The sequence below is a fragment of the Cereibacter ovatus genome (genome assembly GCF_900207575.1).
GTDB lineage: Bacteria > Pseudomonadota > Alphaproteobacteria > Rhodobacterales > Rhodobacteraceae > Cereibacter_A > Cereibacter_A ovatus.
In genome coordinates this window covers 20,698-42,548 of record NZ_OAOQ01000012.1, presented here as the reverse complement: position 1 = coordinate 42,548, position 21,851 = coordinate 20,698, and the positions used below count along the sequence as shown (strand labels likewise).

At 65.1% G+C, this 21,851-nt stretch carries 22 protein-coding genes and 1 tRNA gene; 13 read left to right on the top strand and 10 right to left on the bottom strand.

What is annotated here, in order from left to right:
• Positions 1-82 precede the first annotated feature (82 nt).
• Together CRO07_RS12605 and CRO07_RS12600 are read right to left on the bottom strand one after the other, a co-directional pair.
• The gene (locus CRO07_RS12605; RefSeq protein WP_097031044.1) at positions 83-889 is read right to left on the bottom strand and encodes an undecaprenyl-diphosphate phosphatase; all 807 of its coding nucleotides are present in this window, start codon (positions 887-889) and stop codon (positions 83-85) included.
• A gap of 21 nt (positions 890-910) precedes the next feature.
• A complete protein-coding gene (locus CRO07_RS12600) occupies positions 911-1,897 on the bottom strand; it encodes a complex I NDUFA9 subunit family protein (protein ID WP_097031043.1) in 987 nt (328 codons plus the stop codon).
• A 147-nt stretch (positions 1,898-2,044) separates the two neighbouring features.
• Between CRO07_RS12600 and CRO07_RS12595 the strand changes: the two genes are divergently transcribed.
• The 8 genes from CRO07_RS12595 to CRO07_RS12560 all read left to right on the top strand — a co-directional run bounded on the left by CRO07_RS12595 (position 2,045) and on the right by CRO07_RS12560 (position 6,897).
• Positions 2,045-2,129 (top strand) — tRNA-Leu (locus CRO07_RS12595).
• 33 nt (positions 2,130-2,162) lie between these two features.
• The gene (locus tag CRO07_RS12590) at positions 2,163-2,777 is read left to right on the top strand and encodes a ribonuclease D (protein WP_097031042.1); all 615 of its coding nucleotides are present in this window, start codon (positions 2,163-2,165) and stop codon (positions 2,775-2,777) included.
• Positions 2,758-3,714, top strand: a complete 957-nt coding sequence (locus CRO07_RS12585; RefSeq protein WP_097031041.1) for a KpsF/GutQ family sugar-phosphate isomerase — start codon at positions 2,758-2,760, stop codon at positions 3,712-3,714. Before CRO07_RS12590 ends, CRO07_RS12585 begins: the two co-directional genes overlap by 20 nt.
• Before the next feature lie 3 nt (positions 3,715-3,717).
• A complete protein-coding gene (gene lptC, locus CRO07_RS12580) occupies positions 3,718-4,329 on the top strand; it encodes an LPS export ABC transporter periplasmic protein LptC (RefSeq protein ID WP_097031040.1) in 612 nt (203 codons plus the stop codon).
• Positions 4,326-4,838 (top strand): lipopolysaccharide transport periplasmic protein LptA, encoded by a 513-nt coding sequence (gene lptA, locus CRO07_RS12575; RefSeq protein ID WP_407919632.1) that lies wholly within the window; start codon positions 4,326-4,328, stop codon positions 4,836-4,838. Before lptC ends, lptA begins: the two co-directional genes overlap by 4 nt.
• A complete protein-coding gene (lptB, locus tag CRO07_RS12570; protein ID WP_097031038.1) occupies positions 4,835-5,596 on the top strand; it encodes an LPS export ABC transporter ATP-binding protein in 762 nt (253 codons plus the stop codon). The genes lptA and lptB overlap by 4 nt, the downstream gene beginning before the upstream one ends.
• A gap of 226 nt (positions 5,597-5,822) precedes the next feature.
• A complete protein-coding gene (hpf, locus tag CRO07_RS12565; RefSeq protein ID WP_097031037.1) occupies positions 5,823-6,398 on the top strand; it encodes a ribosome hibernation-promoting factor, HPF/YfiA family in 576 nt (191 codons plus the stop codon).
• 34 nt (positions 6,399-6,432) lie between these two features.
• Positions 6,433-6,897 carry a PTS sugar transporter subunit IIA gene (locus CRO07_RS12560; RefSeq protein ID WP_097031036.1) on the top strand — a complete coding sequence of 155 codons (465 nt, stop codon included), beginning with the start codon at positions 6,433-6,435 and terminating at the stop codon, positions 6,895-6,897.
• Between the two features lie 16 nt (positions 6,898-6,913).
• Here CRO07_RS12560 and CRO07_RS12555 read toward each other — a convergent pair whose 3' ends face one another.
• The 7 genes from CRO07_RS12555 to cysQ form a co-directional block, all read right to left on the bottom strand.
• Positions 6,914-8,296, bottom strand: a complete 1,383-nt coding sequence (locus tag CRO07_RS12555; protein ID WP_097031035.1) for a nodulation protein NodH — start codon at positions 8,294-8,296, stop codon at positions 6,914-6,916.
• Positions 8,293-9,987: a DUF5927 domain-containing protein gene (locus tag CRO07_RS12550; RefSeq protein WP_097031034.1), complete on the bottom strand. Its 1,695-nt coding sequence runs from the start codon at positions 9,985-9,987 to the stop codon at positions 8,293-8,295. Before CRO07_RS12550 ends, CRO07_RS12555 begins: the two co-directional genes overlap by 4 nt.
• A gap of 10 nt (positions 9,988-9,997) precedes the next feature.
• Positions 9,998-11,008 carry a glycosyltransferase family 2 protein gene (locus tag CRO07_RS12545; protein WP_097031033.1) on the bottom strand — a complete coding sequence of 337 codons (1,011 nt, stop codon included), beginning with the start codon at positions 11,006-11,008 and terminating at the stop codon, positions 9,998-10,000.
• 163 nt (positions 11,009-11,171) lie between these two features.
• Complete coding sequence (locus tag CRO07_RS12540; RefSeq protein ID WP_097031103.1) at positions 11,172-12,197, bottom strand: glycosyltransferase family 2 protein; 1,026 nt, start codon at positions 12,195-12,197, stop codon at positions 11,172-11,174.
• Between the two features lie 75 nt (positions 12,198-12,272).
• Complete coding sequence (locus CRO07_RS12535) at positions 12,273-13,166, bottom strand: UTP--glucose-1-phosphate uridylyltransferase (protein WP_097031032.1); 894 nt, start codon at positions 13,164-13,166, stop codon at positions 12,273-12,275.
• 343 nt (positions 13,167-13,509) lie between these two features.
• Entirely contained in the window at positions 13,510-14,307 is a 798-nt protein-coding gene (locus CRO07_RS12530) for a 3-deoxy-manno-octulosonate cytidylyltransferase (RefSeq protein ID WP_097031031.1), read from the bottom strand.
• A 4-nt stretch (positions 14,308-14,311) separates the two neighbouring features.
• Entirely contained in the window at positions 14,312-15,106 is a 795-nt protein-coding gene (cysQ, locus tag CRO07_RS12525; protein ID WP_097031030.1) for a 3'(2'),5'-bisphosphate nucleotidase CysQ, read from the bottom strand.
• Positions 15,107-15,229: 123 nt separating this feature from the next.
• On the opposite strand from cysQ, the gene CRO07_RS12520 reads away from it, so the two are divergent.
• From CRO07_RS12520 to infB, 5 genes are all read left to right on the top strand, one after another.
• Positions 15,230-16,051, top strand: coding sequence for an ABC transporter permease (locus CRO07_RS12520; RefSeq protein WP_097031102.1), 822 nt, complete (start codon positions 15,230-15,232; stop codon positions 16,049-16,051).
• A 136-nt stretch (positions 16,052-16,187) separates the two neighbouring features.
• Entirely contained in the window at positions 16,188-16,802 is a 615-nt protein-coding gene (gene rimP, locus CRO07_RS12515; protein ID WP_097031029.1) for a ribosome maturation factor RimP, read from the top strand.
• A 21-nt stretch (positions 16,803-16,823) separates the two neighbouring features.
• Positions 16,824-18,425 (top strand): transcription termination factor NusA, encoded by a 1,602-nt coding sequence (gene nusA, locus CRO07_RS12510; protein ID WP_097031028.1) that lies wholly within the window; start codon positions 16,824-16,826, stop codon positions 18,423-18,425.
• Between the two features lie 14 nt (positions 18,426-18,439).
• A complete protein-coding gene (locus CRO07_RS12505; RefSeq protein ID WP_097031027.1) occupies positions 18,440-19,072 on the top strand; it encodes an RNA-binding protein in 633 nt (210 codons plus the stop codon).
• Complete coding sequence (gene infB / locus CRO07_RS12500; protein WP_097031026.1) at positions 19,069-21,591, top strand: translation initiation factor IF-2; 2,523 nt, start codon at positions 19,069-19,071, stop codon at positions 21,589-21,591. Before CRO07_RS12505 ends, infB begins: the two co-directional genes overlap by 4 nt.
• A 70-nt stretch (positions 21,592-21,661) precedes the next feature.
• Here infB and CRO07_RS12495 read toward each other — a convergent pair whose 3' ends face one another.
• Positions 21,662-21,802 (bottom strand): hypothetical protein, encoded by a 141-nt coding sequence (locus CRO07_RS12495; RefSeq protein WP_097031025.1) that lies wholly within the window; start codon positions 21,800-21,802, stop codon positions 21,662-21,664.
• Positions 21,803-21,851 lie beyond the last annotated feature (49 nt).

Here is a 21,851-nt window from a genome sequence, read left to right as displayed (position 1 = left end):
CTAGTTGGGTGTTTATTTGCCGAACCGGGGCGCGGGTCCGGAAATTTTGTCACATAATGGTCAGCAGTGCTGACTTATCATGTCAAAATCCCAGCGCCAGCGCCACCATCGCGGCCACGCCCACGATGATTCGCCACCAGCCGAACAGCGCATAGCCGTGCCGGCTGACATAGCCGAGCAGCCATTTCACCACGAGAACCGCCGACAGGAAGGCCATGGCGAAGCCAATGGCGATCTCGGTCATGGCGCCGGTGTCCAGCACGTCGCGGTTCTTCCACAGGTCATAGGTGAAGGCCGCGCCCATCGTTGGCATCGACAGAAAGAACGAGAATTCGGCCGCCGCGCGCTTGCTGGCGCCCAGCATCAGCCCGCCGACGATGGTCGCCCCCGACCTGGAGACGCCGGGCACCATGGCAAGGCACTGGAACAGGCCGATCTTCAGCGCCACGCCCAGCGGCAGATCCATCGGGTCTTCATACCGCGGGTTTGGCGCAAGGCGGTCGACGAACAGCAGCACGATGCCGCCAAGGATCAGCATGGCCGCGATCAGCATTGGCGTCTCGAACAGCACCGCCTTGATGATCCCATGCGCGGCAACCCCCACCACGACCGCGGGAAGAAAGGCCACCAGCACCGCCATCAGAAACCGGAACGCGGCCGGATCGCGCGGCGCCGCGCGCACCAGCCCCACGAGTTTCGCGGAATAGACCGTCAGCACCGCCAGCACCGCACCAAGCTGGATCACCACCTCGAAGGTGCGGCCGGCGCTTTCAAAGCCAAGGAAATGCCCGGCCAGCAGCAGATGGCCGGTGGACGAGACCGGAATGAACTCGGTCAAGCCTTCGATCAGGCCCAGAAACAGGGCGACCACCAACGTCGGATCTGTCATGGTCGCGTCCGTTCCCTTGTCTTATGTCTTGCGCAGGTTCTTTGCCGAGGCCTTGATGGCGGAATACTGCCCCGAGGGGCGGAAACTCCAGAGGTATTCGGGCAGGACGGCCTCGATCGCGGTGGGCTGAATGCCCAGATCGGCCAGCCCCTTCGCCCCCGGCGTCACCACATTGTCGCGCGCAAGGTTCTTCACCTGATCCCGCGTCAGCGTGCCATTCGCCAAAAGGCCCAGCGTCAGCGTCTGCCCCAGATCCAGCGCGGTGGCCATCAGCTTTGCCACCCCGAGGGGCACATCCACGATCGTCTTGCGCCGCTCGATCACGCGCAGCAGCATCTGCATCAGCGCGCGGAAGCTTTCGACGTCCGGGCCGCCAAGCTCATATATGCCGGGCGCGGCGCGGCCGGTCACCCCCGCCACCGCCGCCTGCGCCACGTCATCGACAAAAACCGGCTGGAACTTCGTGTCGCCGCCCACCACCGGCAGGACCGGGCTAAGGCGGACCATGGCGGCAAAGCGGTTGAAGAACTGATCCTCGGGGCCGAAGATCACCGACGGCCGCAGGATCACTGCATGGGGGAAGGCGGCCAGCACCGCGGCCTCGCCTTCGCCCTTGGTGCGGGAATAGGCGCTGTCGGATGTTTCATCCGCGCCGATGGCCGACAGGTGAACCAGCGCGCCCACGCCTTCCTGTGCGGCGATGCGGGCGATGCGGCCGGCGCCTTCGGACTGGATGCTGGCAAAACGGTTCTTGCCGCTTTCGGCCAGGATGCCCACGCAGTTCACCACCGCGTCCGCCCCGTGCAGCGCCGCCCGAACCGAGTTGTCATCGCGAATGTTGCAGAACACCGGCTCGACCTGACCGACGACGCCATAGGGCTTCACGAACAGCGCCTCGTTCGGGCGGCGGACGGCCACGCGCACGCGCCAGCCTTCCTTTGCCATGCGCCTCGCGATGTAGCGACCGACGAAGCCCGAACCGCCAAAGATCGTTACCAGCTTGCTCATCTTCCGTCCCATCCCGGCCAACAAAGATCGCCTTTTCACATAGCTTTCAGGGGCCGGCACAACAAGTCGCAATGAAGCCTGCAAGTTTTTCGTGACAGGCTGTTGACACTGCCGAATCCCCTCTGTAAATCCCCCCTCACGACACCGGCCCAGGTGGCGGAATTGGTAGACGCGCACGGTTCAGGTCCGTGTGCCGCAAGGCGTGGAGGTTCGAGTCCTCTCCTGGGCACCATCGATCCTTCGTGCCAATTCGAAGGATCAGACAGTGACAATCCATCTGTATCGGAACGACCTGCCGGACGGGCTTGACCTTGGCCCGGTCGTTGCCATCGACACCGAGACGATGGGGCTTGATCCCCGCCGCGACCGCCTGTGCCTTGTCCAGCTTTCGTCCGGCAACGGGGATGCGCATCTGGTGCAGATCGCGCAGGGCCAGACCGCCGCGCCGAATCTGGAACGTCTGCTGACCGATCCCGGAGTTCTGAAGCTGTTCCATTTCGGCCGCTTCGATATTGCGGCGCTGAAACAGGCGTTGGGCGTGCGGACGGAACCCGTCTGGTGCACCAAGATCGCCTCACGGATGGTGCGGACCTTCACCGACCGCCACGGGCTGAAATATCTGCTTCTGGAACTGGTGGGCGTCGATGTGTCCAAGCAGCAGCAGACCTCTGACTGGGGCGCGGCCGAGTTGACCGAGGCGCAGAAGGATTACGCCGCATCCGACGTGCTGCATCTGCACCGGCTGAAGGCCGAGCTTGAGACCCGCCTGATTCGCGAGGGCCGGATGGATCTTGCGCAGCGGTGCTTCGATTTCCTGCCGACGCGGGCCGAACTTGACCTGATGGGCTGGGACGAACCCAATGACATCTTCCACCACTGATTTCCTGACCACCGCCCGCCGCGTCATCGCAACCGAGACGCAGGCGCTGGCCATGCTGGGCGACAGCCTGGATGACAGTTTCGCCGCCGCCGTCACCACGATCCTGAACGCCCGCGGCCGGGTCATCGTCTCGGGCATGGGCAAGTCTGGCCATGTCGGGCGCAAGATCACCGCGACGCTTGCCAGCACCGGCACGCCCGCGCAATTCGTTCACCCGGCCGAGGCCAGCCACGGCGATCTGGGCATGGTCACGCGCGAAGATGTGGCGCTGGTGCTGTCCAATTCGGGCGAGACGCCGGAACTGGCCGACATCATCGCCCATACCCGCCGCTTTGACATTCCGCTGATCGGGGTGGCCAGCCGCCCCGGATCGACGCTGCTGCGCCAGTCGGACGTGGCCCTTGTGCTGCCCGCCGCGCCCGAGGCTTGCGGCAACGGCATCGTGCCGACCTCGTCCACGACGATGACGCTGGCGCTGGGCGATGCGCTGGCCATCGCGCTGATGGAACATCGCCAGTTCACCCCGGACCAGTTCCGGGTGTTCCATCCGGGCGGCAAGCTGGGCGCAAGGCTGAAGACGGTTGCCGATCTGATGCACGCCAACCTGCCGCTGGTCCGGACCGGAACCGCGATGGGCGAGGCGCTGATCACCATGAGCCGGCAGGGATTCGGCGTTCTGGGCGTGATGGCTGCCGACGGCCATCTGGTGGGCATCATCACCGACGGCGACCTGCGGCGCCACCTTGACGGGCTCTTGTCGCTGACGGTGGATCAGGTGATGACGCCCAACCCGCGCACCATCGGACCCGAGGCCCTGGCCGAAAAGGCCGTGGCCGAGATGAACGCACGAAAGATCACCTCGTTGTTCGTGATCCGTGACGGGGTGCCGGTCGGGCTGATCCATATCCACGACTGCCTGCGCGCCGGGGTGGCCTAGGCCATGGCCGCGCGGCACGACAACCTTCACTCGCGCCTTGTGGCCTGGCTGAAGGTGATCCTGCCGCTGGCGGCGCTGGTGGTGCTGTCGACGCTGTTTCTGGTGTCGCGCACCATCGATCCGTCGGATGCGATCCCGCTGGCCGGCGTCGATGTCGAGGACCGGGCACGAGAGCCGCGGATGACCGCGCCCACATGGGCCGGTCTGACCGACGATGGCGCCGCGCTGACCGTGACCGCGGCCGAGGCCCGCCCCGGACAGGGCGGGGACAGCGCGCCCAGTGCCACGGGCCTGCGCGCCCGGCTTGAGACGCCCGATGGCAGCGCGGCCGATCTGGTGGCGGCGACCGGGCGGCTGGACGATGCGGCGCGCCTGCTGCATCTGGGCGGCGGCGTGGTCATCGACACCACCAGCGGCTATCATATCACCTCGGACGCGATGACGGCCTCGCTGGATCAGACCGACGTGAAAAGCGACACCGCGCTTGCCGCGACCGGCCCGCTGGGCCAGATTGAGGCCGGCTCGATGCGCCTGACCGAAAGCCCCGACAAGCCCGGAACCTATCTGCTGGGCTTTGGCGGCAACGTGAAGCTGATTTACGATCCGAAGCAATGATGGACCCGATGTCGAACCGCGTGACAAGGACATGTCTGGCCGTGGCGGCCGCGATCTGGCTGCCGTTGGCGGCGTCGGCGCAGGGCACCGATGTGGCCTTTGCCGGCCTGAAAGGCGACAGTTCCGCCCCGGTCGAGATCGAAAGCGACAAGCTTGAGGTCAATCAGGCCGAAGGATTCGCGATCTTCACCGGCAATGTCCGGGTGAAGCAGGGGCCGATGCGGATGGCCGCGCCGCAGATGCGGGTGGATCAGGTGGCCGGAGGCACCGGGATCGAACGGATCCACGCCACCGGCGGCGTGACCCTTGCAAACGGGGCCGAGGCCGCCGAATCGCGCGAGGCGACCTATACCGTCAGCACCGGCGAAATCGTGATGACCACCGACGTCCTGCTGACGCAGGGGGCAAACACCATCGCCGGCCAGCGGCTCGTGTTCGACATCGACAGCGGCACCGGCCGGATGGAGGGCCGGGTTCAGACCGTCTACAAGCCAGGCTCGGGTCAATGAACGTGACCCCCGATTTCGTCGTTACCCGCGGCGGTGCGGGCCTTCAGGTCGTGGGCCTGCGCAAAAGCTATCGCCGCCGGCCGGTGATCCGCGACGTGACCATGCATCTTGACCGCGGCGAGGTGGTGGCGCTTCTGGGCCCCAACGGCTCGGGCAAGACCACCTGTTTTTATGCCATCGCCGGGCTTGTGTCGCCCGAAGGCGGTCAGGTGTTGATCGAGGGCCGCGACGTGACCGCGCTGCCGATGTATCGCCGGGCGCGGCTGGGCATCGGCTATCTGCCGCAAGAGGTGTCGATCTTCCGCGGCCTCTCGGTCGAGGACAACATTCTGGCCGTGCTGGAAATCACCCAAAGCGATCCCCATACCCGGCGCGAGCGTCTGGAGGAACTGCTGGGCGAATTCTCGATCGCCCACCTGCGCCGGGCGCCTGCGCTGGCCCTTTCGGGCGGCGAGCGGCGCCGGGTCGAGATTGCGCGCTGTCTTGCCGCAGACCCGCGCTATCTTTTGCTGGATGAGCCGTTTGCCGGTGTCGATCCGATCGCGGTGGCCGAAATCCGCCACTTGGTCCACGACCTGAAAAGCCGCGGAATCGGCGTTCTGATCACCGATCACAATGTGCGGGAAACGCTGGAAATCGTGGACAGGGCCTACATCCTGCACGATGGCACCGTGCTGATGAGCGGCACGACCGAGGAAGTCATTCGCGACGAGATGGTGCGCCGGGTCTATCTGGGTCAGAACTTCCGCATCTCGTGACCGGGCATCCCTAGGCGGGAGGTGCGAGCTTGCTGTTGACAACCGCAATTCAAAAGCAGCCAAATGCTCTGGATGCGTGCAGAACCCGCCCTCGTTTTCGACCCTCAAAGGCCCAGCGAACCCGCCCGGCCCGGTGAAGGTCAGACGTTTGTGCGCATTCGCAATAACCGTCGGCGGGCACCCCGGGATGGGGCGGGCTGGCCATGCCGAGCGCATAGGAGGAATCATGCGATACCAGATCAGCGGGAAACAGATCGACATCGGTGAGGCGCTTCAGACCCACGTCAAGTCCGAGCTTGGCGAGGTGATCGAGAAGTATGCCCAGCGCCCGACCGAAGCCACGATCGTCTTTTCGCGCGTTGCGCATGAACATGTCTGCGAAGCGACCATTCATCTTTCGACCGGCCTGACGGCGCAGGCGACCGGCCGCGCGACCGAAATCTACGCCGCCTTCGAAAGCTGCCGCGAGAAGATGGACAAGCAGCTTCGTCGCTACAAGCGGCGGCTGCGCGACCACCACCGCGACCGCACGGCGCCGGTTGAATTCGGCCCGGGTTCCTCCTATATCCTCGCCGCATCCGAGGAGGTCGAGGATGGAGAGGCCGACACCCTTCAGCCGATGGTGATCGCCGAGATGGAGGCCAAGGTGCCCTCTATCACCGTGGGCGAAGCTGTCATGCAGTTGGAACTGGCGGGCCAGAACATGCTTGTCTTCCGCAATGAAGGTCATGGCGGGGTGAACGTCGTATACCGTCGGGATGACGGAAATATCGGCTGGATCGACCCGCGCAACAGCAAATAGCGCACGCCTTGGGGCGCAGGACAAGCGACCGCACATGGAACTATCCAAACTGCTGATGCCGGGCGCCGTCCGGGTTCTGAGTCAGGTGACAAGCAAGAAGCGCCTGCTTCAGGAACTGGGTGAGCTTGCGTCCGCGGCTTACGGCCTGAACGTCTCTGTGGCCATTGATGGCTTGCAGGAGCGCGAAAGCCTTGGCCCCACCGGGGTCGGCCACGGCATTGCCCTGCCCCATGCGCGGCTGGAAGACCTCGACCGGATTGTCGGGGTCTTCCTGCGCCTTGAAAAACCGCTGGATTATGACAGCGTCGACCGCCAGCCGGTCGATCTGGTCTTTGCCCTGTTCGCGCCGAAGGATTCCGGGGTGGACCATCTGAAGGCGCTGGCGCTGGTGTCACGCACCATGCGCGATGCGCAGGTCTGCACCAAGCTGCGCGCGAACAGCGATCCGGCCAAGCTGCATGCGATCCTGACCGAAGCGCGGGCGCCGCAGGCGGCCTGACCGGCGGCGTGGCGGACTAGGCGCGCCGCCACGGCCCGAAGCCAAAGGCTTCGTAATCGCGGGGATAGGCGTCCTGTGCCGCCTGTTCCAGCTCGGCGTCCCACAGATCGGCCAAGGGATGCGGACCTGTGTCCGCAGGCATCGCCGGCGGGATCAGTCCGGCATCGCGGGCAAGGAAGGCCAGCCCCTCGGCCATTCTTTCCTCGCGGATCACCAGATCGGGCAGGCGAAGCTGCGCCATCCCCTGAAGCACCGCCAGTTGCGAGGCCAGATGCGGGCCGACGCGCACCGCCGTCTGCCCTGCCAGAACCGGCTTCAGGAATTGCAGAAAGCCCAGAAAGGCCGCGCGGAAGGCACGGGGGTCTGTCGTCTCGGGCGGTGGCAGGTCAAGACGGGCGATCCGTTTCAGCGCCAGCCGCAGGTCGGGCAGGCCGCCGGTCAGCAGATGGTCGCGAAACACCGCATGGGCACGGGCCAGCGGGTGGCGCAGGACGGTAAAGCTGCGGTGACCGGGATGCGCGCGAAGCCATTGGCGCAAGTCCTTGCGGGTGAAATCGGCCTGAACCGGGCCCAGAGCGGCCAGCCAGTCGCGCACCGCCTGTTCCGGCCCGCCACGCACCGGCATGTACAGCAGGCCCCGCGCCGCGATGAACCCCGGCACGCCGGCGCCGCGGCGCGGCTCGAAACTGGGGCTGTGCGACAGGTCGAAGCGATCCAGCCGCGCCAGCGCCGCCGCCATCGTTTCGGGGTTGGCCACGCGCGCGGCGATCTCTCCGGGGTTTTGCTTCTTCAGGGTCTGGTCGGGCGCCTCTAGCCGGGCCTCGACGCCAAGAAAGGCGGCAAGGCCGTTCAGCACCCCCAGATCCGGCAGATCGTCGTAATCGAGGGCAAAGGCGGTCTGGCCGCTGACCTGAAGCGCGTGCCGGATACGGGTCTGGAACTGTTGCACCTCGTCCAGATGCGCCTGAAACCCGGCCGGATCGAAATGGGCCGTGGCCTCGCGCCGGCGCCGGGGGTCGGTCAGCTTCCATTGCCCGGTCTCGCGCGCGATCTGAAGCGAGACATAGCTTTCCAGCGGGTTGCGCGTCAGCACGATCTTGGCGCAGCGCCGATCCGCCAGCAGCGGGTCCAGCACGCGGGGGTCGTGGTCGTGGAAATAGCGAAAGCCGCACAGACCCGGTGTCTCAGCCCGGACATGGGCCAGAAAGGCCAGCGGATCGGCATCGCGCCGCGCCATGTCAAAGCCCAGAAACTCGGCCCGGTCACGGGTGCCGATGAACCACGGGTTGAACAGCTCGCCGTGGCAGCACACGCCCGCCAAAGCGTTCAGGTTCGATTCCAGATAGTTGGACCCGGTGCGCATCCCCGCCAGCATCACGAAACTGTCGAAGGCGGTCATTTCGTCCCCGCAGGCCGGGCGCGGCGGGGTGGCGCAAGCGGTTCGTCTTCCAGTGGAAAGTCGCCCATCAGCACCGGCTGCATCCCCTGATTGCGCAATTGTTGCAGGAAGCGGCCAAAGCCGGTCAGATCCACCAGCCTTGGCGCCTCGGCCGGGCGGCGCAGCGCGCGGGGGGTGATCTCGTCGATGATGGTCTGCATCGGCTCCATCGGGTCGGCCACGAAATCGGCCATGGTCCAGACCCGCACCCGCGCCTTGGCCCAGCCCGCGCGCAGGACGGAAAGATACCAGGTTTCCAGCTTCTGAAGCCGGGCGGCCTCGCGCCGGATGGTCGTGAAATCGCCGCCCGAGCGGTAAAGCGGCACCGCCCACGCCCCCGACACCACCGAGACCTGTGCATGAGGGTCGGCCGCGATGAACGGCAGGATGTCCTGCACATCGGCCGGGCCGAACTGGAAGCACTGACGCTCGCCCCGGGTGTTCCAGATCAGGTTGGTCAGGAAACTGCGCGGATTGTAGTCGCGCAGTGCCGCGGAATCCGACAGCGCGCCGTCATAGACCGTCTCGCCGCCGGCGAATTGGGCCCGGTCGGGGGCGAACAGATGGCCGTGGACGCGGGTGCCGACCAGCTTGCCCAGCCACGGCTCGAAATTCTCGAACAGGTCGGAAAAGCCGGCAAAGACCGAATAGGGCGCGGCGGTGCGGCCATGGTCCCAGTCGTCGCGGGGAAAGCGGCTTTGCATGTAAAGGCCCGCCCGCCCGCGGGTTCGCCGCTCTGTCGCCTTCGAGAACAGCCGGTCGATCCGGGCCGGGTTCGGCTCGGCCGGGGATTTCTCGGCCAGCTTGTCCGACAGGAAGCTGCGATACAGCCGGCCCGCCTGCGGCCAGATCTTGCGCGCCACGAAACAGTCGGACCGGCGCAGCAGTTGCAGGTGATCGTCGTAAAACAGGTGCGGCTTGCCCTGAAAATCGAACTTCGACAGCGTCAGCGAGCGGCTTTCGACATGATGCGAATGCAGCCGCACCAGCGTCTGGAAATAGCTTTCATCCGGGATCCAGACGCTGCGGAAATAGCGGTCGAACTCGGCGCGGCGGGGGTCTTCAAGGATCGCCTGCAAGGTCTGGCGCGTCAGGCACCACCACTGGCTGCCCAGATGCGGCACCAGACCGTCGGGGATGCGGCGGCTGTAGCCCAGCCGGCGCTGAAGCCGGACGCTGGCATCAAACAGTTTGCGGTTGCGCCGCCAGGAGAACGGAAAGCGCAAGGTAAACCGTTCGATGTCCAGCCCGCCCACCGTCCAGCCGACATCCTCGGTTGTGACCGATTCGATGAAATCGGTCCGGGGCCGGTCGGCCAGATAGCGCACCAGTTCCGGCACCGGCCGCAGCGGCAGGCAGGACCCGGAGGCCAGATAGACATGGTTGACCTGCGGAAAGTCGCGCAGCATCACCTCGGCCGCCGACAGCGTGGCCGCGACAAGGCCCCACGATCCCCACTGGCAGCGGTGCCGGTCGGAAAAGCGGATGCCGGGCACGCCAGCCACAAGGCGCTGCATCCGGGCGAAACCGTGGCGGTGGACGCGGGCATCGACATGGATCACCACCGGGCAACCGCGCTCGGCCCAGTGCCGCGCCACCTGCGCGGCCCGGTCAAAGGCCGTATGGCACAACATGATGAAGCCGACGCCCACGCCGCCCCCTTCAGGCCCAGTTGCCCTTGGACATCAGCCCGAGAATCTCAAGCTGACGCCAGTTCAGGTATTTCTCGCTCCACTTGCACCACAGGTCGGGCTCGCGGCTCAGACCTTCGTGATAGGCCCGATATTCGCGGCTGTTGCCATAGTGCTGGCGTCGCAACATCTCTTCGTCAGCCTTAACGGCAAAACTGTCGAGAAATTTCGCGTGCAGCAGCACGCCACAGGCTTTTTCCCCGCCCCATTCGTCGAAAACATTGTTCAGCCCGCGCGGCAGCAGCATGTGGGTCGAACTGAGATAGGCATAATCGCGATGCCAGCGCACCAGCGGGATCTTGTTCAGCGCCGGCGCCCGTTTCGGATCGTCGGGGAAGAACAGCCGTGCGCGGGGGCCGCCCTGAATCCACAGGTTTCCGTCCTCGGCATTGCGGCGGATCATGTAGTTGCCGCTGTCGAACCATTGCGCGATCTCGAACGGGTCTTGCCCTTCGCGATAGGTCTGCGCGCCAAGGGGGCCCTTGGGATACATGTCCAGCAGCATCGCGGAAAACGACCGGATCGCGCAGACATCCAGCCAGTCGGTCAGCGCCCGTATCGGCCGGGTATCGCAGAACGGATAGATGAAGAATTCATCGACATCGACGGTCAGGCACCAGTGCCCGTGACAGTGCAGGCGTTGCAGCCGGGTGATCCAGTCCATCCCGAAGCGGGCACGCCGATAGCTGGCGTTCGTGGACCACAGCGACACATCGTCTTGGGCGGCCAGATACTCGCGCGAGCCGTCGTCCGAACCGTTGTCCACGATCAGAAAGTGATCGATGCCCATCTGACGGTAGTATTGCAGGAAATAGGGCAGGCGGACCCGTTCGTTGCGCAGCGTAACCAAGGCCAGGATGGCATCGCGCCCGATCCGCGCAGTGCGATCGCAAACGGCGCGCAACTCGCGCTGTTTGCGCCAGGCACGAACATGGCAACGCTTCCTGCGCAGCCGGAGACGGTATGATCCTAGCAGACCCAATCCAGAAACCCGCGATTGCGGCAAAAAGCGAGAGTGACGCGATTCGGTTTAGGCTGCGGCGCTGTAGAAAGGATTAACGTTGATTGCACCACGGCCTGACCCGTTTTCGGGGCGTCGGTCAGAGTAAGCGCGCGGGATCACAAAGTAAACACATGCACCCGGATCAGGCCCACCCCCCGCGCGACATCAGTCCCATCGCTTCGAGATGCCGCCAGCCGCGGTAGCGGGTCGACCGTTCGCACCACAGCTCGGGGTCTGCGATCAGCGCGTCGTAGTAATCGTCATAGCGGCTGCTGTTGGCGAAATGCTCGCGCCGGGTCTTTTCCTCGTGCGATCGGGCGACCACGCCGGGCAGGAACTTGGTGTGCAAAAGAACGCCCGAGGTGACATCCTCGCCGGCCTCGCCATAGACCCGGTTCAGCCGCGGCGGCAGGATGCCATGGGTCGAGTTGACATAGGCAAAGCGGCGGTCCCAGCGCACCAGCGGGATCTTGTTCAGCGTGGGCGCCTTGCGCGGCTCGTCCGCGAAGAACCGCCGCGCCCGAACGCCGCCCTGTATCCACAGATTGCCCATCCGCGGCTGGGTCTGCACGCCGTAGTTGCCGGCGTCGAACCATTCCAGCACCCGCAGCGGGTCGTCGCCCGGCGCCACCTGCGCCGCGCCCAGCCGCCCCTTGGGATACATGTCCAGCATCAGCGCCCCGAACGAGGCCCGCCCCTGCCGATCCAGCCAGTCGGTCAGCGCGGCCAGATCGCGGGTTTCCCAATGGGGATAGATGAAGATTTCATCGGCATCGAGCGTCAGGCACCAATGGCCATGCCCGTGCCGCGCCAGAAGCCACGTCAGCCAGTCCATCCCGAACCGCGAACGGCGATAGCTGCCCCCCGTGACCCAAAGCGAGACATCCGGCTGCGCGGCCAGAAGCTCGCGTGTGCCGTCGGTGCTGGCATTGTCCACGATCAGAAAGTGGCGCACCCCCAGCCGGCGCATGTGCGACAGGAAGAACGGCAGGCGGTCGGCCTCGTTGCGGACGGTCGCTGCGCCAAGGATCGCGCCGGGTTCGATTGCGGCGGTGCGGTCGGTGATGGCGCAAAGCTCGGACCGTTTGCGCAGGGCGCGCAGCAGAAGCAGACGGCGGCGCCACCGAAGTCGCGCCGCGATCACCAGCCGCCGGACCGAGGGCGGCACCCCGCGCGCGGCACCCGCAGGTTCCGCATGGGGAACCTCGGGCCACAGCCAGCGGGGCAGCCGGGGGGTCACGGCTTATTGCGCCGCCTTCTCCAGCGCCACCATGTCATGCAGATAGGCCGAGAATTCGTCCCGCAGGTCGGGGCGCGCAAGGCCGAAGGCCACCGTCGCCTGAAGGAAGCCCGCCTTCGATCCGCAGTCATACCGCTGTCCGCGGAAGCGGAAGCCATAGACGCTTTCCGGCCCGCCGATTTCCTCGGCGATGGCGTCGGTCAACTGGATCTCGCCGCCCACGCCCTCTTTCTTGCGGTTGAGGTTGTTCAGCACCCGCGGCGACAGGATATAGCGGCCGATCACGGCAAGGTTCGACGGCGGGTTGACCTTCGGCTTTTCCACCATGCCGTTGACCTTGACGATCGAGCCCATGTCCTCGGCCACCGACAGCACGCCATAGGACGAGGCCTTTTCGGGCGGCACTTCCATCGCGGCCACCATGTTGCCGCCGGTTTCCTGATAGGCTTCGACCATCTGCTGAAGGCAGGGTTTTTCGGCAGCGATCACGTCATCGGGCAGCATGACGGCGAAGGGCTCGTCGCCGATCAGGCGCCGGGCGCACCAGACCGCATGGCCAAGGCCCAGCGGGCGGTTCTGGCGCACATAGGCGATGGCGCCGCTTTCCATGTTGGTGGTTTCCAACACCTCAAGCAGATGTTCCTTGCCCGGTTTTTTCAGCGCGGCCTCAAGCTCGGGCGCGTTGTCGAAATAGTCTTCCAGCGCGCTTTTCCCGCGCGATGTGACAAAGATGAACTCGGTGATGCCGGCCGCGCGGGCCTCGTCGATCGCATACTGGATCAGGGGGCGGTCGACCAGCGTCATGATCTCTTTCGGGATCGACTTGGTCGCCGGCAGAAAGCGCGTCCCCAACCCGGCAACGGGGAACACGGCTTTGGTAACCTTCGTTGTTGTCATAGCTCTCACTCTGGCCTCGCCTGCCCTGATCCGCAGGCGCCGTGGAAATTACACGGAGATTGAACTGACTGCACGTTAAAGCGGCAATGTGTCGGCAATTAGGTGCCTATGGGATTTGTTCCCGGGATGAGAGGATATTTTTTCCTGTCGCCGCGCGCCATGCCGGCCAAGGACAGGCCCGCCGGGGCGCAGACGCCAATGAACCAAGGGCTTGCACGGCCAGACCGCACGCGTGGCGCGGCCCGCTGACAAGCCTGACCTTCCGGCGCAGAGTCGGGAAACTTTCCGGCCGCGGGTCCGCCTGCCTGCGGGCCGCCGCTCTGCGGCTGGGCCGGGTGGTTGCTCAGGCCGTCTGCATCGCGGCCAGCATGGATTCGATTCGTGCCACATCCTCGGGGTTGTTCAACTCCCAGAACTGGCGGCCGCGGGCCTCGACCTCGACGCAAAGGACGGGGCGGCCGTTTTCAAGGAAGCGCAACTGTTCCAGCCCTTCCAGATCCTCAAGCGGGCCGGTGGGCCAGACCGGATAGGCCGCCAGCGCGTCGGGTCGGTAGGCATAGACGCCGACGTGGTGAAAGACCGGCGTGGGATCGTCATCGCCATAGGGCTGGCCGGTGTAGGGGATCACTTCCTTGGAAAAGTAAAGCGCGTGGCGCGAGCGGCCGAACACCGCCGTCGTGCCGCCCACCCGGCCGGCGCGGCGGTCGGCCAGAAAGCCGTTCAGCGCCCGGCCGTCGCAGCGCAGCACCGGGGTTGCCACCTCGGCCGCGGGATCGGCGCGCAGGCCCGCCACCAGATCCTCGACGAACCACGGCGGGGTCAGCGGCGCATCGCCCTGAAGGTTCACCACGATATCGAAGCCGGGAAGCTGTGCGGCCACCTCGGCGCAGCGTTCGGTGCCGTTGCGGCAGGCGGACGAGGTCATCACCACCTCGGCGCCAAAGGCTTCGGCGGCGGCGCGGATGCGGTCGTCATCGGTCGCCACCACCACCCGGTCGGCGCCGCGCACCGCCATTGCCGCTTCCCAGCTGCGCTGGATCAGGGTCTTTTCGGTGCCGTCCGGATCGCGCAACGCGACAAGCGGCTTGCCCGGATACCGGGTCGAGGCATAGCGGGCGGGGATCGCGATCAGCACCGACATCGGATCAGCCCTTCAGCGTCACGCCGGGGGCGTAGGCGATGAAGAACGGGTTGTCCCAGCCTTCCTTGCCATAGGCCAGCGGGGTGTGATCGTCGAACCGCACCACATGCCCGCCTGCGCCGCGCAACACCGCATCGCCGGCTGCGGTGTCCCATTCCATCGTGCGGCCAAGGCGGGGGTAAAGGTCGGCCTCGCCGGTCGCCACAAGGCAGAACTTCAGGCTTGATCCGGCGCTGGTCATGTCCTTGACGGCATATTTCGCGATGTAATCGTCGGTCGCCTGATCGCGGTGGGATTTCGATGCCACCACCATCAGCGCGCCATTGTCGGGGTGCGAGACCCCGATCCGGCGCAGGTTGCCGGGTTTCTGCTTGTCCAGCGCGCCGGTTTCCTCGACCGAGCTGCCATCGGGCTGGGTATAGAACAGCCGGCCCTTGGCCGGGGCATAGACCACGCCGCGCACCGGCACGCCGTCTTCGACATAGGCGATGTTCACGGTGAAATCGCCGCGACGCTGGACGAATTCCTTGGTGCCGTCCAGCGGATCGACGATCAGGAAGGTCCGGGCCGTCAGCGCATGCGAGGCCGCCTGTTCCTCGGTGATCAGCGCGATGTCGGGGAAAGCCGCGCGCAGCCCGGCCGAGATCAGCGCGTCCGCGGCCTCGTCGGCTTCGGTCACGGGGCTGGTGTCGGACTTGGCCTTCACCTCGAAATCGGGGCCGTTGTAGATCTCCATGATCCGGTCGCCCGCTTCAAGCGCAAGACGACGGAGGAGGGGGACAAGCTCGTCATGGTCCATGAAAGGCTCCGTTCGGATGGATTGATCGGCGGCTCAAGCGCCTTTATCCTTGCTCGGCAGGGAAACGGCAAGGTTTCCATGGCAGAATCGCCCCAAGCCCGCCCCCGCAAGGACACCACGGACATGTTTCGGCCGCAGACCCGGAAAACCACGGCCCGCAGCGCCTTTGCGTTGCTGGAACTGATCTTTCACGCCTCGGTCCGGTCGATCCGCAAAAGCCATGGCAATGCCATTCTTGGCCTGCTGATCAACCTTGCGCAGACGGTGGTGATGATCGCGGTGTTCTATGCCCTGTTCGAGGTGCTGAACCTGCGCCGGATCGCCATCCGCGGCAATTACCTGCTGTTCATGATGTCGGGCGTGTTCATGTACATGACCCATGTCAAGGCGATGGGGGCGGTGATCGGTGCCGACGGGCCGACCTCGGCGATGATGAAGCACGCGCCGATGAACACCATCGTCGCGATCGCCTCGGCGGCGCTGGGGGCGCTGTATATTCAGGTTCTGACGCTGTTCGTGGTGCTTTACGGCTATCATGCCGTGGTTGAGCCGATCACCGTGGACCAGCCGGTGGGCGCGGCGGGGATGTTCCTGTTGTCCTGGATCTCGGGCGTGGCGATCGGCATGGTGTTCCGGGCGGCGAAACCCTGGGCGCCGGATGCGGTGGGCATCCTGTCGGCGATCTACATGCGCGGCAACATGATCGCGTCGGGCAAGATGTTCGTGGCCAACATGCTGCCGGGCTACATGTTGTGGCTGTTCAACTGGAACCCGCTGTTTCACACCATCGACCAGACCCGCGGCTTCGTGTTCCTGAACTACAATCCGCACTACAGTTCGGTGACGTATCCGCTGATTGTGACCGCTGCCTGCCTGATGATCGGCCTGATGGGCGAGTTCTACACCCGGCTTCACGCCTCGGCGAGCTGGGCCGCCGGGCGCTAGGTCAATCGGCGCTTGCATCGGACAGGGTTTGCGCCTATAGCCACGTCCATAGCGGCGCCTCGGCCTCCAACCCCGACGGTTCCACCGATGATCGCAACGGGCCGCTTGGCCCGTTTTTTCGTTTTTGGGGAACCCCATGTCCGACCTCGTCGCAAAGACCGCCATCGACCAAAGGCTGGCAGAGATTGTCGGCCCCGTGATCGAAAGCATGGGTTTCGAACTCGTCCGCCTGCGGCTGATGAGCGGCAAGACCCGCACGCTTCAGATCATGGCTGACCGGCCCGAAGGGGGCATCGTCGTCGATGAATGTGCCGCGATCTCGACCGCCGTTTCCGCCGTTCTCGACGTGGAAGACCCGATCGAGGACAATTACACGCTGGAAGTCTCGTCCCCCGGCATCGACCGGCCGCTGACCCGGCTTAAGGATTTCGATACCTGGTCGGGCTATGAAGCCCGGATCGAGACGTCGGAACTGATCGACGGCCGCCGCCGCTTCAAGGGCGAGCTGGCCGGAACCGAAGGCGACGAGGTTCTGATCACCATCGACGACGGCAAGGACGGGCTTTTGACCATCGGGCTGAAGTTCGAATGGCTGTCCGACGCCAAGCTGATCCTGACGGATGATCTGATCGCCGAAATGTTGCGCCAGAAGAAGGCCAGCGGCAATTTCGACGACAGCCAGTTCGACGAGATCCAGGAATCCGAAGGTGATGAGGGCGACGAGCCCGAAGCGCCCCAAACCCGCCACTGACCGTCAACCCGGAGCACGACCATGGCAATCACCTCTGCCAACCAGCTTGAACTGCTGCAAACCGCCGAGGCGGTCGCGCGGGAGAAGATGATCGATCCGGACCTGGTGATCCAGGCGATGGAGGAAAGCCTCGCGCGGGCGGCAAAGTCGCGCTACGGCTCGGATCTGGATATCCGGGTGAAGATCGACCGCAAGACCGGCCGCGCCACCTTCGCCCGCATCCGCACCGTGGTCGAGGACGACCTGATCGAGAATCACCACGCCCAGATCACGGTGAAGCAGGCGAAAAGCTACAAGGCCGATCCGCAGATCGGCGACGAGATCATCGACGAGGTGCCCCCGGTGGACCTTGGCCGGATCGCCGCGCAATCGGCCAAGCAGGTGATCCTGCAAAAGGTGCGCGAGGCCGAGCGTGACCGCCAGTATGACGAGTTCAAGGACCGCAAGGGCAGCATCATCAACGGTGTCGTCAAGCGCGAGGAATACGGCAACCTGATCGTGGACATCGGTCGCGGCGAAGGCATCCTGCGCCGGAACGAGAAGATCGGCCGCGAAAGCTATCGCCCGAACGACCGCATCCGCGCCTATATCAAGGACGTCCGCCGCGAGGCCCGTGGCCCGCAGGTGTTCCTGTCGCGCACCGACCCGCAGTTCATGGCCGAACTGTTCAAGATGGAAGTGCCGGAAATCTATGACGGCATCATCGAGATCAAGGCCGTGGCCCGCGATCCGGGCAGCCGCGCGAAGATCGCCGTGATTTCCTATGACAACTCGATCGATCCGGTGGGCGCTTGCGTCGGGATGCGCGGCAGCCGCGTGCAGGCCGTGGTGAACGAGCTTCAGGGCGAAAAGATCGACATCATTCCGTGGAATCAGGATCAGGCGACGTTCCTTGTGAACGCGCTGCAACCGGCCGAGGTGTCCAAGGTCGTGATCGACGAGGAAGCCGGCAAGATCGAAGTCGTGGTGCCGGACGAGCAGCTGTCGCTGGCGATCGGTCGCCGCGGCCAGAACGTGCGTCTGGCCAGCCAGCTGACCGGCCTTGATATCGATATCATGACCGAGGCCGACGAATCGGCTCGCCGTCAGGCCGAATTCGCCGAGCGGACAAATCTCTTCATGGAGACCCTTGATATCGACGAGATGATGGCCCAGCTTCTGGTTTCCGAAGGGTTCACCAACCTGGAGGAAGTGGCCTACGTCGATACCGAAGAGCTTCTGTCGATCGACGGCTTCGACGAGGGGACGGCGGCCGAGCTTCAGGCCCGCGCCCGCGATCATCTGGAAGAAGCCAACCGCAAGGCGCTGGAAGCGGCTCGTGCGCTGGGCATGGAAGATTCGCTGGCGAATTTCGACGGGCTGACGCCGCAGATGCTTGAGGCGCTGGCCAAGGACGGCATCAAGACGCTGGAAGATTTCGCGACCTGCGCCGACTGGGAACTGGCTGGCGGCTGGACCACGGTCAACGGCCAGCGGGTGAAAGACGAAGGCGTGCTTGAGAAGTTTGACGTCAGCCTGGAAGAGGCGCAGCATCTGGTGATGACCGCGCGCGTCATGCTGGGCTGGGTCGATCCGACCGAACTCGCATCGGCCGACGAAGACGAATCGGAGGGCGAGGCCTGAGCCTCGCAGATCCGATGACCCGTGGGGGCCGGGACGATATGCGGGACGAGCCGGAACGGCGCTGTCTTGCCACGGGCGAAAGCCAGCCGAAAGCCGGTCTGATCCGGTTCGGCCTTGGCCCGGACGCACAGGTGGTGCCCGATGTGCTCGGGCGGCTGCCGGGGCGGGGCATGTATGTCTCGGCCGACCGCAAGGCGATCGAGAAGGCTGCGGCAAAGGGCCTTTTTGCCCGCGCCGCACGCCAGCCGGTGAAGGTGCCGGACGGGCTGGTTGATCTGGTCGAGGCGCAACTCGCCCGACGGGTGATCGATCTGATCTCTCTTGCCCGCAAGGCGGGTGAAGCGGTGGCCGGATACGAGAAGGTGAAGGACTGGCTGTCCAAGGATGAGGCGAAAGTTCTCATCCAGGCCAGCGACGGGTCGGAACGCGGCAAATCGAAGCTGCACCCCCCGGAAGGCAAGAGATCGTTCATAGGTTGTCTGACTGCCCGGGAATTGGGTTTGGCTTTCGGCCGTGAACATGCGATACACGGCGCGCTCGCGGCTGGTGGACTCACGACGCGCGTTGTAGAGGAAGCGGCCAGACTGGCCGGGCTTCGCGGGCAGATCGGCGGCAGGGCCGCCGGAAGGGATACGAAAGACGCATGAGCGATACAGACGGCAAGAAACCCCTCGGCCTGGGTGGCGGCTCGCGTTCGGGCCAGGTGAAGCAAAGCTTCAGCCACGGCCGCACCAAGAGCGTCCTGGTCGAAACGAAACGCAAGCGCGTGGTCGTGCCGAAGCCGGGTGCCGCGGGGTCTTCGACGACCACCGGCTCGGCGTCGCATCTGGGTGACCCCGCCAAGCGGCCCGCTGGTATCTCGGACGCCGAGATGGAGCGCCGTCTTGCGGCGCTTCGCGCGGCCAAGCTGCGCGAGGTCGAAGATGCCAAGCGCCGCGAGGAAGAAGAACGTCAGCGCGAGGAAGAGCGCCAGCGTCGCCGCGAAGAGCTTGAAGCGAAAGAGCGCGAAGAGCGCGAGCGCGTCGAGGCGCTGCGCCTGAAGGCGGAAGAGGAAGAGCGGGTCCGCAAGGAAGCCGCAGAGGTCGCCCGCCGCGCCGAAGAGGCCAAGCGTGCGCCGGCCGCGCCCGCCGCCTCGGCCCCGTCGCAGCCCGAAGCGACCGAGTCGCGCGCCTCTGCGCCGACCTCGGCCAAGCCGGGTCTGCCGCCGTCGCGCAAGGAACGCGAACGCGAGGTCGAGCGTGACCGCGCGACGAAAAAAGATGATTCGCGCCGTTCGGGCAAGCTGACGCTGAACGAGGCCCTGTCGGGCGAAGGCGGGCGCACGCGCTCGCTTGCGGCGATGAAGCGCAAGCAGGAAAAGGCGCGGCAGAAGGCGATGGGCTTCGGCTCGAAGCCCGAAAAGCAGGTGCGCGACGTGCAGCTTCCTGAAACCATCGTGGTGCAGGAACTTGCGAACCGCATGGCGGAACGCGCAGCCGACGTGGTCAAGGCCCTGATGAAGATGGGCATGATGGTCACGATGAACCAGTCCATCGATGCCGACACCGCCGAACTGGTGATCGAGGAATTCGGCCACCGTGCTGTCCGGGTGTCGGATGCCGACGTTGAACATGTGATCGATACGGTCGAGGACAAGGCAGAGGATCTTCTGCCGCGCCCGCCGATCGTTACGATCATGGGGCACGTCGACCACGGCAAGACCTCGCTTCTGGACGCGATTCGCAAGACCAGCGTGGTTTCGGGTGAGGCGGGCGGCATCACGCAGCACATCGGCGCCTATCAGGTCAAGACCGACAGTGGCGCGGTTCTGACCTTCCTCGATACGCCCGGTCACGCGGCCTTCACCTCGATGCGGGCCCGTGGCGCGCAGGTGACGGATATCGTGGTGCTGGTGGTGGCGGCCGACGATGCGGTGATGCCGCAGACGGTCGAGGCGATCAAGCACGCCCGCGCTGCGAAGGTGCCGATGATCGTCGCGATCAACAAGATCGACAAGCACGAGGCGGATCCCAACAAGGTGCGCACCGATCTGCTTCAGCACGAAGTGATCGTCGAGAAGATGTCGGGCGATGTGCTTGATGTCGAAGTCTCGGCCAAGACCGGGCTGGGTCTGGATGAACTGCTTGAAAACATTGCGCTTCAGGCTGAACTTCTGGATCTGCGCGCCAACCCGAAACGGGCGGCGCAGGGTGCGGTGATCGAGGCGAAGCTGGATGTCGGCCGTGGCCCGGTGGCGACGGTTCTGGTGCAGCACGGCACGCTGAAGCGCGGCGACATCTTCGTTGTCGGGCAGCAGTGGGGCAAGGTGCGGGCGCTGATCAACGACAAGGGCGAGCGTGTGGACGAGGCCGGCCCCTCGGTTCCGGTCGAAGTGCTGGGCCTGAGCGGCACCCCGGAAGCCGGCGACGTGCTGAACGTGGTCGAGACCGAAGCACAGGCCCGCGAGATTGCCGACTACCGCGAGAAAGCGGCGCGCGACAAGCGTGCGGCGGCGGGCGCGGCGACGACGCTGGAACAGCTGATGGCGAAGGCCAAGGCCGATCTGGACGTGTCGGAACTGCCGGTGGTCATCAAGGCCGACGTGCAGGGCTCGGCCGAAGCGATCGTGCAGGCGCTGGAAAAGGTCGGCAACGACGAGGTTCGCGTTCGCGTGCTGCACTATGGGGTCGGTGCGATCACCGAATCCGACATCGGTCTGGCCGAGGCCTCGCAGGCTGCCGTCATCGGCTTCAACGTCCGGGCGAACGCCTCGGCGCGGCAGTCGGCGAGCCAGAAGGGCGTCGAGATCCGCTATTACAGCGTGATCTACGATCTTGTGGACGATGTGAAAAAGGCCGCTTCGGGGCTGCTGAAGGCCGAAGTGCGCGAGCATTTCATCGGCTACGCCGCGATCAAGGAGGTCTTCAAGATCACCGGCGTCGGCATGGTCGCGGGTTGCCTTGTCACCGAAGGTGTGGCGCGTCGGTCGGCCGGCGTGCGTCTGCTGCGCGACAACGTGGTGATCCACGAGGGAACGCTGAAGACGCTGAAGCGGTTCAAGGACGAGGTCAAGGAAGTGCAGTCCGGTCAGGAATGCGGCATGGCCTTTGAACGTTATGAAGACGTCCGCCCCGGCGACGTCATCGAAATCTTCGAACGCGAGGAGGTCCAGCGCAAGCTGGCCTGACCTTGCCCTCAGACAAAAGAAAGGCCGGGCGAAAGCCCGGCCTTTTCCTTTTTGGTTGCCTGATGTTGGATCAGGCGACGCGTTTCGATGGAATCGGGTAGCCGATGAAGTTCTTTTCATCGACACGCACAACCACCTTGCCATCTGCAAGCTGGCCGACAACAAGGCCCTGAACCGAAACGCAACTTCCGATTGTAATCGTTCCGAGCATCTGCTTTCCCCCAAAGAAGCAAGTTTCCCCGGTTTCAGATTAGTCTTAA